12 protein-coding genes are annotated in these 13,017 nt (G+C 35.5%); 5 read left to right on the top strand and 7 right to left on the bottom strand.

All coding sequences use genetic code 11. From position 1 onward, the window contains the following. Positions 1-9 precede the first annotated feature (9 nt). Positions 10-1,032: a cupin domain-containing protein gene (locus E1171_RS18000; protein ID WP_155207448.1), complete on the bottom strand. Its 1,023-nt coding sequence runs from the start codon at positions 1,030-1,032 to the stop codon at positions 10-12. Positions 1,033-1,400: 368 nt separating this feature from the next. Between E1171_RS18000 and E1171_RS17995 the strand changes: the two genes are divergently transcribed. The 5 genes from E1171_RS17995 to E1171_RS17975 all read left to right on the top strand — a co-directional run bounded on the left by E1171_RS17995 (position 1,401) and on the right by E1171_RS17975 (position 6,455). Further along, entirely contained in the window at positions 1,401-2,096 is a 696-nt protein-coding gene (locus tag E1171_RS17995) for an ABC transporter ATP-binding protein (RefSeq protein WP_155207447.1), read from the top strand. 10 nt (positions 2,097-2,106) lie between these two features. Continuing rightward, on the top strand, positions 2,107-3,354 hold the full coding sequence (locus E1171_RS17990; RefSeq protein ID WP_155207446.1) for an ABC transporter permease: 1,248 nt from the start codon (positions 2,107-2,109) through the stop codon (positions 3,352-3,354). 93 nt (positions 3,355-3,447) lie between these two features. After that, the gene (locus tag E1171_RS17985; protein WP_155207445.1) at positions 3,448-4,695 is read left to right on the top strand and encodes an ABC transporter permease; all 1,248 of its coding nucleotides are present in this window, start codon (positions 3,448-3,450) and stop codon (positions 4,693-4,695) included. A gap of 179 nt (positions 4,696-4,874) precedes the next feature. Continuing rightward, positions 4,875-5,948: an efflux RND transporter periplasmic adaptor subunit gene (locus E1171_RS17980; protein ID WP_155207444.1), complete on the top strand. Its 1,074-nt coding sequence runs from the start codon at positions 4,875-4,877 to the stop codon at positions 5,946-5,948. A gap of 147 nt (positions 5,949-6,095) precedes the next feature. Then, complete coding sequence (locus E1171_RS17975; RefSeq protein WP_155207443.1) at positions 6,096-6,455, top strand: arsenate reductase family protein; 360 nt, start codon at positions 6,096-6,098, stop codon at positions 6,453-6,455. A 73-nt stretch (positions 6,456-6,528) separates the two neighbouring features. On the opposite strand, the gene E1171_RS17970 is transcribed toward E1171_RS17975, so the two are convergent. The 6 genes from E1171_RS17970 to E1171_RS17945 form a co-directional block, all read right to left on the bottom strand. After that, the gene (locus E1171_RS17970; RefSeq protein ID WP_155207442.1) at positions 6,529-8,907 is read right to left on the bottom strand and encodes a TonB-dependent receptor; all 2,379 of its coding nucleotides are present in this window, start codon (positions 8,905-8,907) and stop codon (positions 6,529-6,531) included. A gap of 209 nt (positions 8,908-9,116) precedes the next feature. Next, positions 9,117-9,770 carry a ribulose-phosphate 3-epimerase gene (gene rpe, locus E1171_RS17965; RefSeq protein ID WP_155207441.1) on the bottom strand — a complete coding sequence of 218 codons (654 nt, stop codon included), beginning with the start codon at positions 9,768-9,770 and terminating at the stop codon, positions 9,117-9,119. A gap of 64 nt (positions 9,771-9,834) precedes the next feature. Then, positions 9,835-11,484, bottom strand: a complete 1,650-nt coding sequence (locus tag E1171_RS17960) for a S8 family serine peptidase (RefSeq protein WP_155207440.1) — start codon at positions 11,482-11,484, stop codon at positions 9,835-9,837. Then, positions 11,471-12,169, bottom strand: a complete 699-nt coding sequence (locus E1171_RS17955; RefSeq protein ID WP_155207439.1) for a hypothetical protein — start codon at positions 12,167-12,169, stop codon at positions 11,471-11,473. The genes E1171_RS17960 and E1171_RS17955 overlap by 14 nt, the downstream gene beginning before the upstream one ends. A 274-nt stretch (positions 12,170-12,443) precedes the next feature. Beyond that, the gene (locus E1171_RS17950; RefSeq protein WP_155207438.1) at positions 12,444-12,686 is read right to left on the bottom strand and encodes a DUF6952 family protein; all 243 of its coding nucleotides are present in this window, start codon (positions 12,684-12,686) and stop codon (positions 12,444-12,446) included. Between the two features lie 2 nt (positions 12,687-12,688). After that, a partial coding sequence (locus E1171_RS17945) for a thioredoxin family protein (RefSeq protein WP_343031455.1) occupies positions 12,689-13,017 on the bottom strand: 329 nt, incomplete at its 5' end.

Genomic DNA, 13,017 nt, shown 5'->3' with positions numbered 1-13,017 from the left:
GATAAAAATTTACTTGTCATTTCTATATTTCCGTTTATACTTCAGCAATTTTCGGTTGTTTTCTCCATATTTTCTATTTTGCTTTTTATAAATAGGTTGTCCTCTGAACTTTTGACCATTGTGTACGTGAATTATTTGTGTTTTACAGGTTTTAATTGGACATCTCGGAAGGTCAGGAAACCTTATGGATATACCCAATTGGACGGAAGCAGCAGGGTTAAGATTTTTTATAGTTCTTTCCTCTTCCAATAATGGAACATCAAATCTTTTTAATTCCACTGAAGGACGGATAAAGATTTTGAAATATTCAGAGTATTCTTGTTCAATGGTAAGCCCTAAATTGGTGAAAAATTGACTTTTCTTAGGTAAACTGGAAAAAGCAGTTCCCAAATTGTGATAACCGACCTGTGCATCTGCTACCCAATTAAAGTTCCAAACCCTGCTTCTATAAGTGAAATAATTGTATCCCAGCATTAGGTAATAACGACTGGCAACATTAGAGGTAATTTCTGGTTTATATTGCCCCAATAATTCCCCATGTCTATCAAGATTAAAATTCTCAAACCTTTGCCACTCCATTGAATATCCACCCCCCACTCGAAATCTTTTAACATTGAATAATAGATAAAGATTTATAGGAATCCCATTAGAGGCTCCTCTTAATTTAACCGGAATACTATCAGAAGGAACATGAACTTCCTCAGGGAAAAGAGAATTTGAATTAAGGAAATCCACCTTTGTTGGCCCATTTAACCAATAAGCATAATAATTCAAATTTTCTGAATCCTTATCTTTTATATATAATACATTATTACTGCTAATAAAATCAAAATTCTCCAGTGAATGACTATAAAATGTTCTGCTATAACCGCTCGAGATATTGAAAGAAAATTTATTAAGTAATTGGCGGAAATTTCCTTTTTTACCATCTACACCCGGATGTCCTGCCGGAAAAGGAGAATAGTTTTGAGCTTGTAGATGAAGAAAAAAAAGATTTAAAAATAAAAGTGATAGAATTAAACTTTTAAACATAGTGAATATAAAATTTCTTAGGGAAGACAAAGAAACAGAATAAAAGTAATAAATAAAGTTGAACAATAAACTTTACAATCGATTTTTAAAGTAATCCCTTATTAATTGGCATATTATTTTTCTCCCCCAAAAATCCATTTAATATCCCACATTTCATTAATTAACAGTAGGAAAAAATCTCCCAACTACCCCTGATGTAGAAAATTTAAAGGAATTGTTCATAACTGAACATTTTTCTGTTTCAATAACGGACAGCTCTTAATTGCAATAATTGTATATGATGCTTTTAAGGCATATTGTAATTGAAAAACATGCTCTGGCACGGTTATGGAAAATCAATCAAAAAATTCAAAAATGTACGATTAGGTATGATTAGATTAAAAGGAATTAAAAAATCCTATAAAGTCGGAAAACAATCGCTTCAAGTTCTAAAAGGCATTGATCTTAATATTAACAAAGGAGAATTAGTTTCCGTGATGGGTTCTTCAGGGTCAGGAAAATCAACTTTATTAAATATTCTTGGGCTTTTGGATACATATGGAGAAGGGGAATATCATCTGAATGGAACCTTGATGAAAAAACTAACCGAAAGCAAATCAGCATTTTACCGGAACCAATTTCTGGGGTTCGTTTTTCAATCCTTTAATTTGATGAGCTTTAAAAATGCAATGGAAAATGTTGCTCTACCTCTATATTACCAAAAAGTGGGTCGATCAAAGAGAAATAAATTAGCCTTAGAATATTTGGATAGAGTGGGTTTGAAAGAGTGGGCTCATCATATGCCTAATGAATTATCAGGGGGGCAAAAGCAAAGAGTTGCTATTGCACGAGCACTTATCTCAGATCCTAAGGTTATCTTAGCCGATGAACCAACAGGAGCCCTGGATTCAAAGACTTCTTATGAGGTTATGGATATTTTTAAAGAGGTAAATAGTATGGGCAAAACCATTGTTATCGTAACCCATGAAGATGATATTGCTCAAATGACCAACCGGCTTATCCGCCTCAAGGATGGCTTGATCATTAACCAGGAATCCACTTCTCCACAACCGCAAATCGTTTAACGACCAACTTATGTTTCAATTAGACAAATGGGAAGAAATTTTTTCCACCATTGCGAAAAATAAATTGAGGACATTCCTTACGGCCTTTAGTGTGTTTTGGGGAATCTTTATGTTGATTCTTCTTTTAGGGGCAGGAAAAGGGATGGAAAATGGAATTCGAAATGAATTTCGTGACGATGCAGTTAATAGTATCTGGATATACCCAGGGAGAACCACTATGGCCTATCAGGGAATGAAACCAGGACGAGACATTCAATTAACAAATGAAGATTTAGCACAAGTAAGTGAGCAAGTGGAGGGAGTAGAGCATATTACGGCTCGTTTTTATCTTACAGGAGAATACACCATTAGGTATAAGGACAAATTCTCCTCTTTTAGTGTAAGATCTTGCCACCCCAGCCATCAATATATTGAAAACACCATCATGACAAAAGGGCGATTTCTTAACGACCTTGATTTGAAAGAAAAGAGAAAAGTTACGGCAATTGGTGAGAAAGTGGTGGAGGTTCTATTTGAAGAAGGCCAAAATCCTATTGGGGAATACATTAATGTAAATGGTGTCCCTTATAAGGTTGTAGGGGTATTTGAGGATGAAGGAGGTGAAGGAGAAATGCGGATGATTTACATACCGATTTCAACTGCCCAGATGGCCTATAACGGCAGTAATAAGATACATCAAATGATGTTCACCACAGGTTCGGCTTCTCTTGAGGAAAGTATGGAAATGGAGGCTTCCGTTAAAAAATTGCTAGCCTCACGCCATAAATATGATATTGAGGATAAAAAGGCCATGAATATCGATAATAATGTAGAAGAGTTTCAAGAATTTATAAACCTTTTTGACAACATTGCCAATTTTGTTTGGTTCGTTGGACTAGGAACTTTATTTGCGGGAATAGTTGGAGTAAGTAATATCATGCTCATTATTGTTAAAGAAAGAACCCGCGAAATTGGGGTAAGAAAGGCTATTGGGGCTACTCCATGGTCTATTGTCAGTCTTATACTTCAAGAATCCGTTTTTATTACTGCTTTATCCGGCTATATCGGTCTGGTAATTGGAGTTGGTTTATTAGAATTAATGAATTTTGCCATTGTAAGCAGCGGAGCTGAGCTTCCTTTTTTCCGAAGTCCGGAAGTAAATTTACAAGTTGCGTTAACTGCTACTGCAGTATTGGTTTTCGCAGGTGCAATTGCTGGATTTATGCCTGCTATTAAAGCTGCCAAAATAAAGCCTGTAGAAGCCCTTAGAGCAGATTAATTAAAAAAATGAATTAGGTGAATTTTGTAGAATAACCCTGATTCAGATCAAATTAAAGTAATTCAATTAATAAAAACCTTTATTAATCACACTATGTTCGATTTAGATCGCTGGACGGAGATTTATATGTCCATAAAGAAGCATAAACTTAGGACATTCCTTACCGCCTTTGGTGTTTTTTGGGGAATCTTCATGTTAGTGGTGCTACTGGGATCTAGCAATGGATTTCAGAACGGAGTAATGGATGGTTTTAATATAAAAGCTAATACGGTTTTTGTTTGGACTGAAAGAACCACCATGCCCTTTAAAGGGCTAAAGCCTGGACGGTACATCCGATTAACCAATGATGATGTACAAGCCTTAAGGTCTGGGATTCCAGAGTTAGACCTTATTGCCGCCCGCAACAATTTGGGCACAGCAGAATTAAAAAATGAGGAGAAGAATGGAAATTTTAGAGTCTTTGGAGACTATCCGGACTTTGCCGAAGTGGAAGATCTTAACTTACAAAAAGGAAGGTTTGTAAATTCAATAGATATTGAAAACAGAAGGAAAGTCGCCATAATAGGAGATCGAGTTCGAGAAGTACTATTTGAAGAAGATGAAGATCCCCTAGGCAAATACATTCAAATTCGAGGGGTATATTTTAAGGTAGTGGGTTTGACCAAAAGTAAGAGAAAAGGGGAAAGAGGTGTCCGTGATAATGAGCGAGTGTATATTCCTGCTACCACCTTACAACAAACCTATAATATGATAAACCGAGTGCATTGGTTTGCCTTGACACCTAAGGATGGAATTTCAGCAACAGTAATAGAAGAAAAAGCCAAATCCCTACTTGCTTCTAGGCACAGAGTTCATCCCGACGACAATCCCGCATTTGGCTCTGCTAATATTGAAAAGGAATACAAACAAATTATGGGGCTTTTCATGGGAATAAAGGGTTTTGGTTGGTTTGTGAGTGTTTTTACCATCATCGCAGGGGTCATCGGGGTAAGTAATATTATGTTGATCATTGTCAAGGAAAGAACCAAAGAAATTGGAGTTCGAAAGGCACTAGGTGCCCGCCCAAGATCTATTATTGGTATGATCTTACAGGAATCATTAATCATTACAGGTTTTTCCGGCTATTTTGGTTTGGTAGCCGGTGTAGGAGTAATTGAGACCATTAATTATCTGATGAGAAAATATGAAGTAGAAGCCGAGTTCTTTGCTAATCCAGAAATTGACTTTAAGGTAGCTTTATCTGCACTCATTGTTTTAACATTATCGGGTACTATAGCCGGACTATTTCCGGCAAGAAAGGCCGCACAAGTTCAACCAGTTGTGGCACTACAAGATGAATAAGGTAAATCAGAAATAATTATAACTTTTAATAAACAAGATTCAGAACGATATCGAAACTTTCATTTTATATGATTTGCATAACACCATTATCATGTTTTAGTTTCTCTTTTGAATCCCTCAAAATTCTTAGCAATTAATACTAAGTCGCAAATAATTTAAACAATAAATAGAAGTTCAAAATGAAAAAGGTATTTGTTATCCTAATAATTGTAATTGTGGCGGGAATGTTCTTAGGAACGGGTTTCTTTCTCTATCAAAAGTCAGAAGAAGATCCAGTAGTCTATGAAACTGAATCCCCTTTTGTAACCAACATTATAAAGAAAACTGTTGCCACTGGTTCTATTAATCCTCGAAAAGAAGTAGCTATTAAATCTCAAGTTTCCGGTGTTGTTGAAGCGGTATATCAGGAAGCCGGAGTGGTAGTTAATAAAGGAGATGTTATAGCAAAAATCCGTATTATTCCAGATATGGTAAGTTTAAATAATGCAGAATCTCGATTAAAAACAGCTCAAATCAATTACAACAACGCCAAAAAGGAATTGGAAAGACAACATAAGCTTTTTCTGGATAAAATTATTTCAGAGGTAGAATACAACAGATTTCGTTTAGATGCCGATTTGAGAAGAGAGGAGTTAGAAGCCGCTGAAAGTAATGTACAATTGATCAAAGAAGGAGCATCTAAAAAGGCCGGCCACGTCACCAATCTTGTAAAAGCAACAGCTTCTGGGATGATTCTTGGTGTTCCGGTTAAAGAAGGTCATTTTGTAATAGAAAGTAATACATTTAATGAAGGGACTACTATTTGTTCTATTGCCAACATGGAATCAATGATATTTGAAGGAAAAGTAGATGAATCAGAGGTAGGTAAATTGGAAGAAGGTCTTGAATTACTTTTAACTATAGGTGCCATTGAAGGAGAAACTTTTAAAGCAAATTTAGAATATATTTCACCAAAAGGAATAGACGACCAGGGCGCTATAAAATTTGATGTTCGTGCGGCTGTAGAATTACAGGAAGGAAATTTTATTCGAGCAGGCTATAGTGCTAATGCAGATATTGTTCTGGACAAAAGAGATAGTGTACTCGCCATAAATGAAAGTTTAATTACTTTTGAAGAAGAAAAAGCTTTTGTAGAAATTGAAGTGGGTGAACAAAAGTTTGAAAAGAAAGAGATTGAACTAGGGCTATCTGATGGAGTTAATGTGGAGGTTCTGTCTGGCCTAAAAGAAGAAGACAATATAAAGAAGATCTAGTTTTGTTACCTTCCTTCTTTCCATTTAATTCAAATTTTAAATCCGGATTTTTTAAGCCGGATTTTTTTATGACTAGTTTTATGAACTAAATTGGCTGGCGAAATCTAAATTGATTGTCGAATTTTAACCGTAGTTTAATAAATAAGGATGAGAAAAAAACTGTATTATCTATCCACTTGCACCACTTGTAAAAGAATAATTTCTGAATTGGGAATAGAACCAGGGGAATTTGAGTTTCAAGATATAAAAACAGAGCCAATTAATCCTAATCAAATTGAGGAAATGAAATCTTTGGCGGGTAGTTATGAAGCACTTTTTAGCAGGGTGGCCAGGAAATATAAAGAACTGGGCTTAAAAGAAAAATCTCTTGAGGAGGAGGACTACCGCAAATTTATTTTAGATGAATATACTTTTTTAAAAAGACCGGTTTTCCTTATTGGTGATGAAATTTTTATAGGAAATTCCAAGAAATCTATTGGTGCAGTTGCTGAATCATTAAAAACATAAAAGTTTGTTATAATTTTACAGGGAAACTAAACTCCAGATCCGAGCTTTCCGTTCGGATCTTACCCCTTAAAGTCTAAAACTCCACCATGGTCCTTAAATTAAAAAAGCGTTGGCTCAAGGAATTAGGAACAGCATATTCCACCCCACTGAAATCCGTTATCCAACTGTAAGATATTACATTTTCAACTCCTAATAAATTTAAAACCTCCAATCCTAATTTGAAACCTTTTAATTTATTAAGTCTATTCCTTTTATTAAAGGAGATGGATTTGAAAAAGCCAACATCTACTCTTTTGTAATCTCTTCCTGTAAAAGCATTTCGATAATCTGCATTATTGGGAGGTCCAAAAGGTAAGCCAGAACCATAAACTAAATTTAAATAAACTTTTAAAGAAGGATCATTGGGTAAATGGTCTTCAAAAAATACTCCTAGACGAAGATGTTGGTCAGATGGTCTTCGAATGTAGCCTTTATCATCATCGAATATATCTTCTTTCGTATTCAATAGCCCTAAACTAAACCAGGATTCAGTCCCCTCAATAAATTCTCCATTGACCCTGATATCAATGCCGGAAGCAAAAGCCCTAGCTTTGTTTTCTGCATCATAACGAATGAGCATATCCTCAATTTGATATGGAATTACATTCCACATGTATTTATAATACGCTTCTATATTCAATTTGAAATCTCTATTCCACAATTGAAAATCGTAAGTGGTTCCTGTTATAAAATGAAAGGAGGATTGGGCTTTAATATCCTTATTTAAAAATCCTTCTTCATCCCGCAATTCTCTATAGAAGGGTGCTTGTTGATAAATTCCGCTGGCAACCTTAAACCTTAATTTTTCATTCCAGGTAGGTTTAAATGTATAACTTATTCGAGGACTAATTAACAACTGTTCATTTATATTCCAATAATTTAACCGTACTCCAGAGGTCAACTGTTTATTGGATGCAAACTCTGTTTCATATTGCAAATAAGCCCTAAATCTATAGGATTGAAGATTCAACATCGTTGCTAATTGGCTCGACATATTTACATAGCCCGCTGAATCGGTGAAATTATATTCATTGATTTTATCTTGGATATCTTCGTAGGAATAACCCAACCCAAACTCAAGAGCTGAGTTTGATGATAGCCAATAGGTAGAACGGTTGTCCAAATTAATAATTTGAGCTTGTAATGAATTTCGGGCATGCTTATAATTGGCTCCAAGTCCTAAAATTTCCAGTTCTTCATCAAATGAATTAGAAACGGGGTTATTATCCACATCAGCCAGGCGATAATAACCCTCTACATCGAAAGACTCCCTCTCCGAAGTATTAAGTCCTCCGACAATGAAACTTGTTTGAAAACGATCAGAAAAATTATGATTAAATTTTAGCCCTCCTTGCAGCATGCTGTAAGTCATGACTTCATGTCCTTCAAAGTCCGTTGTTAACCGAAAGGATTTATCCAAAGTACCAAAATTGGTCACCTGGCTATCAGGAAAAACTTCATAGTTATTTTGTGCAAATGAGATCAACCCTTCCAGTGAGGATTTTTCGTTTATCTCGTACTGAAAAAAAGTTTGCAGATCAGTAAAACGAGGTAAATATTGCCCTTTAGTAGGTAGGGTATTGAATAAATATTTGGCCGATTTATTTCGAAAGCCAATTAGATAGTGGAATTTATTTTTCTTTCCTTCAAGATGCAAAGTTCCTCCCAATAGGCCTAAATTAACAGATCCTCCAAACCTTTGGGGCTTTTTGTAATTTATGGAAAGAACAGAGGATAATTTATCTCCGTAATTCGCTCCCCAACCACCTGCAGAGAAAACAATGCTACTTACTAAATCGGAATTCACAAAACTAAGGCCATCTTGCTGACCACTACGGCTTAAAAAAGGCCGATACACTAAAATATCATTTATATATACCAGGTTTTCATCATAATTCCCCCCTCTTACCGAATAAGCAGAAGAAAGCTCATTGTTACTGCTTACTCCAGGAAGAGTGGTTAAAACTTTACTAAAATCGCTAAATGCGGAGGGTAGATTTTTTGCAGATTTAGCAGATATTTTGGTGATTCCCGCTGGATTCGTTCTTTCGGCATAGGAATTACCTTTGACTTCTACTGTATCTAGCAATTTCAAATCTCTTTGGAGTGCTATCTTAAAAAAGAGTGTGTCTTCTCCTTTATATATAAATTTCTTTTGAAAGGTTTTATACTGAAGGTGTCTGAAAGTTAGGGTTTCTGCGGAGCCAGATTTTACTGAGAGGGAAAGAGAGAAATTTCCCTTTTCATCCGTGATTGTGGTGTTAGGGGTAGAAGGATGTTTTATGAAAACGCCGGGAATAATTTCAGCCTTTTCATTGGTGATATTCCCTTGGATATAGACCCTTTTTTGGGCCTTAATTGATATTGATATTAATACCAATAAAAATGTCAGAAAAGAATATTTTTTGATCATTAGCCAATTCGGGCTTTATAAAGCATGTCTATTTTTTAGACATGCCCTGAGGAACTGGCCATAATGCTTCGGATAAATCATAATTAGATGGTCAAAAGCCCACCCGGAGAAAAAATGAGCTGATCATTTTTCTCCATTTTCAATTCCCTCTTTCCTTTTCAACCTCTTTTTTGAATATCCTGACAATTGTTTTGCCAGAACGCCATTGTTTAAGAATTCTTTTTTAATGAAGAAATAGTTTTGGCTGGGTCTTCTGATTTAAATACAAAACTGCCAGCCACTAAAATATCTGCTCCAGCCTTTACCAATTTTGGAGCATTGTCACTGTTCACCCCACCATCTATTTCAATTAAGGTTTTTGCATTCCTTTTTATAATTATTTCCTTCAGGGCACTTACTTTTTCATAAGTACGCTCAATAAATTTTTGTCCACCAAAACCTGGATTTACCGACATAATACAAACCATATCAATATCAGAAATCACATCCTCCAATAAAGACACAGAGGTGTGAGGATTTAAAGCTACCCCAGCTTCACAACCAAGACCTTTAATTTGTTGAAGTGTACGATGCAAATGATTGCACGCCTCATAATGAACAGAGATGATTTCGGCTCCTGCTTTTTGGAAAGCTTCCAAATAATTTTGCGGATTCTCTATCATCAAGTGAACATCCAAAGGTTTTTGGGCATGTTTATTAATGGCCTCACAAACTGGAATCCCAAAAGAAATATTTGGGACAAAAATGCCATCCATGATATCAACATGGATCCAGTCGGCTTCACTGCTATTCAGTAATTCGACATCACGCTGTAGATTGGCAAAATCTGCAGCCAAAATTGAAGGTGCGATAATTGGATTCATCCCGCAAATATAAACAAAGACCGCCCTGAAACAAATTGGCAAAAATTCCTGCTCCTCTAAATCATCAATTCCCAATATAAACTAATCTGAAAATTTTACTTTCGTATTCATCCTCCAGTTTTAGCAAATAGACTCCTTTAGGTAAGGTGGATACATTTAAGCTTAAAAACTTCCCCCCTATTCCCTGATAAGGGAAATTATATTTTTGGCCCTTTAGGTCGAAAATTCTTATATCAAATTTTTGATTTTGATATGCATATTTCAAATAAATTATACCATTTAAGCTTGGATTAGGAAACAAGAAATCTTCATCCCTTAAGTTAGAATAATTCTCAAGAAGGTTATCGGTAAATTCTCGATAAAAATTGGGTACCCCAAAACCAGTTTGATTATTTGGATTTTTGGCTTGATGGCCGACTTGTTTGATCTCTTTTATTACATCAATATTTCTCAATTCTGGATTTTGTTGCCAGTATAATGTGGCAAGGGCTGTAACAAGCGGAGTTGAAAAAGAAGTTCCGTTTCCTCTTTCTAAACTGGTCCCATCTTTGGAGGCCAAAACTGTTTCATAGCCCTGTGCCGAAACATCGGGTTTTATCCTTCCATCAGCTGTAGGCCCCGAAGAACTAAAACTTACATGGCTGAAATCATCACTTACCGCTCCCACTGTTAAAACATCCTTGGCGTCGGCAGGAGCTATAATTTGATTCCAAAAGGTTATACCTTCATTTCCAGCCGCTGTTACAACCAAAATACCTCTTTCAGCTGCCATTTGAGCAGCCTGACTGACTATGGTAGTTTGACCATCCAAATCTTCTCTAGAATAATCCATGGCTTTATCATCAAATACAAAATATCCCAAAGAAGAATTAATAATGTCAACTCCGGCACTATCGGCATATTCGGCTGCAAATAACCAATTATATTCTTCAATGCGATACTCCGATTGGACATCTTCTGTCACACATAAAATATAATCAGCATTAAAGGCACCTGCTTTATAATGATCTCCCCAAAGACCTCCAATACAGGACCAAACCTTAGTTCCGTGATTGTGATGGCGAAAAACATCAGATGAATTGGTTGTAAAATCTTTTGTAGCCAGCAAATGACGGTCCTCAAATATATGTTCAAAAAGTGGAGACTGATCAGCATGGAGAAATCCTCCATCAAAAATGGCCACCAATTTTCCCGTCCCATCAAACCCTTCTTCAAGAAAATGATCTATCCCCAACATTTGATTTTGGAAATCAGATGTTAAGTAATCATCTACTGTACTAGTTTGGTTAGAAGAAGAGTTAAATTCCTTTTCGAAAAAGCTTCCATTTGATTTCAATTTGCTTCCTGGGGCGACGAATTCAATCCTTTCAACAAAGGAAAGCCCTTCAATTTTTTCTAAATTAGAAGCACTTTCCTCTATCAAAACAGCATTTAACCATCGTGAAGAATAATAAATGGGAACCCCCTTTTCGCGAAGTTTTTCAATGTATTGAGGGTTAACAGGAAAGTCTCTAGGAGTTATTGATATGTCCTGGTTTTCTCTTCGCTGAATTGCACGAGAAGAAAGAAATTTTTCAGGAGATTCAATTTTGAACGGAGAATTATTTTTGTCAGAAAAATATACCACATAACGACTCACCTGCCCCAAGGACTCACTGCAAGCCAATAATAGATAACTAAAAAAGAAAAGGAAAATCCCTTTATTCCTTACCATATTCAATTAAGGTTTGAATATAATGTAAACCTACAATTCCTCCAGAATTCTTATAGCTTCCACCTTCCTCATGGGGTAAAATACTACTGTAACGATACACTAAACCCACATGGGGAGCATAAATTTCTTTTTCATAAATAAATTCTTCTTCTCCCTGATCATCAAATTTTTCAACCACTTCCATGCAATTACTAAATTCTAATTCCTCCGAACTAAATTCAGACCTTAGATTTGAAATTGAATAAGAGTAATTTTCTTTTCCACTAAAAGCGTTTCCATCCCAACTTTTTCCTACCTCGACTGGAAATACCATTTTCACATAAGGGATATTCTTTTCCGTAATAATAAGCTGATTATTCCTTTTACGCGCGGTCCAAATCGAATCTTGTTGCCATTCATTTTGGACATTTCGACGGTATCTGTACAATAAAAAAGTAGTATCGTTTTCACCTTCCACAAAGAAACTCTCCACTTTTTGTTTAACTTGGTATTCACTAACCACGGAATCATGCTCACTATAATAAAATATACTATCGACAGAATAGGTCCAATAATTCCCTACTTGAAAGGGGTAGTAATGATAACCTATTTTTAAATCATCGGGTTCTAAATACTTGGTTTTACAACCAGAAAATTGGGCAAGAAGTAAAGAAAAAAATAGAACAGATTTCTTTAAGGAATTCACGAATAATGTTGGTTGATGATTATTCAGAAAGATATTAATTATTTAACGGAAATAGATTAACTCGAGAGAATTTTATAGCAGAAGTAGTAAGTAGATAATAGAAAATATTAGAAGTATAAGGGAAGGGTTTGAATCTGTTAAAATCCGCGAAGGGTGAATTTCTTTTTATAATTTTAGAATTGAATATTTGTTAAAGACAGTACAGTATAAAATAGGTTGATAATTTTCGGTCACCCTATTTATACTGCACTAAAACCAACTTAATGGCCTAATCTTAACTTATTGATTTTCTGACTAAACTAGTATATTCTCTTAAGGCTTGCTTGAACTCCATATGGTCATTCTTCATCTTTTCAATAATCCACATTGCGGCAATCACATGTGTCAATTGTTCTCCTTCGTCTTCTCCCTCAATCTTAATGGAAGGTTTTTGTTCTTCAGAAAGGGATTCCTCAGCCTTTTGTAATTCCTCGAGAGTGTAAGATTCTACTAATCGTTTAATAACGGGTATTTTCATAATTAGTTAAGCTTTTCAATGAGTTCCACAACGGCATCCTCTTTACTACTTGCAACACCTTCTACTAATTCACCATTTTTAAAAATGGCAAAATAAGGTAGATTATTTACCCCTGCTTCTTTCCTGGTGGCTTGGTTTTCCTCGGCATTGACATCCAAAAAAGTAATATCAGAAAAACGCTCATTATTCGAAAGACGTTTAAACTTTGGGGAAAATAAACGGCAACTACCGCACCAGGAGGCAAAAAATTTAACTACTACTTTATCATTCTCAGAAATCAATTCTTTAAAATTCTGATCATTTGCTATTTCTACTGCCATGGTTGTAATGG

The sequence above is a fragment of the Xanthovirga aplysinae genome (assembly GCF_009711365.1).
GTDB lineage: Bacteria > Bacteroidota > Bacteroidia > Cytophagales > Cyclobacteriaceae > Xanthovirga > Xanthovirga aplysinae.
Note: the sequence above shows the minus strand (reverse complement) of the source record. Positions and strands in the feature narration are given on the sequence as shown.

Excerpts from the sequence above, each read along its gene's own strand:
- E1171_RS18000 (WP_155207448.1), bottom strand. The coding sequence starts at position 1,032 with ATGTTTAAAAGTTTAATTCTATCACTTTTATTTTTAAATCTTTTTTTT.
- E1171_RS17995 (WP_155207447.1), top strand. The coding sequence starts at position 1,401 with ATGATTAGATTAAAAGGAATTAAAAAATCCTATAAAGTCGGAAAACAA.
- E1171_RS17990 (WP_155207446.1), top strand. The coding sequence starts at position 2,107 with ATGTTTCAATTAGACAAATGGGAAGAAATTTTTTCCACCATTGCGAAA.
- E1171_RS17985 (WP_155207445.1), top strand. The coding sequence starts at position 3,448 with ATGTTCGATTTAGATCGCTGGACGGAGATTTATATGTCCATAAAGAAG.
- E1171_RS17980 (WP_155207444.1), top strand. The coding sequence starts at position 4,875 with ATGAAAAAGGTATTTGTTATCCTAATAATTGTAATTGTGGCGGGAATG.
- E1171_RS17975 (WP_155207443.1), top strand. The coding sequence starts at position 6,096 with ATGAGAAAAAAACTGTATTATCTATCCACTTGCACCACTTGTAAAAGA.
- E1171_RS17970 (WP_155207442.1), bottom strand. The coding sequence starts at position 8,907 with ATGATCAAAAAATATTCTTTTCTGACATTTTTATTGGTATTAATATCA.
- rpe (WP_155207441.1), bottom strand. The coding sequence starts at position 9,770 with ATGAATCCAATTATCGCACCTTCAATTTTGGCTGCAGATTTTGCCAAT.
- E1171_RS17960 (WP_155207440.1), bottom strand. The coding sequence starts at position 11,484 with ATGGTAAGGAATAAAGGGATTTTCCTTTTCTTTTTTAGTTATCTATTA.
- E1171_RS17950 (WP_155207438.1), bottom strand. The coding sequence starts at position 12,686 with ATGAAAATACCCGTTATTAAACGATTAGTAGAATCTTACACTCTCGAG.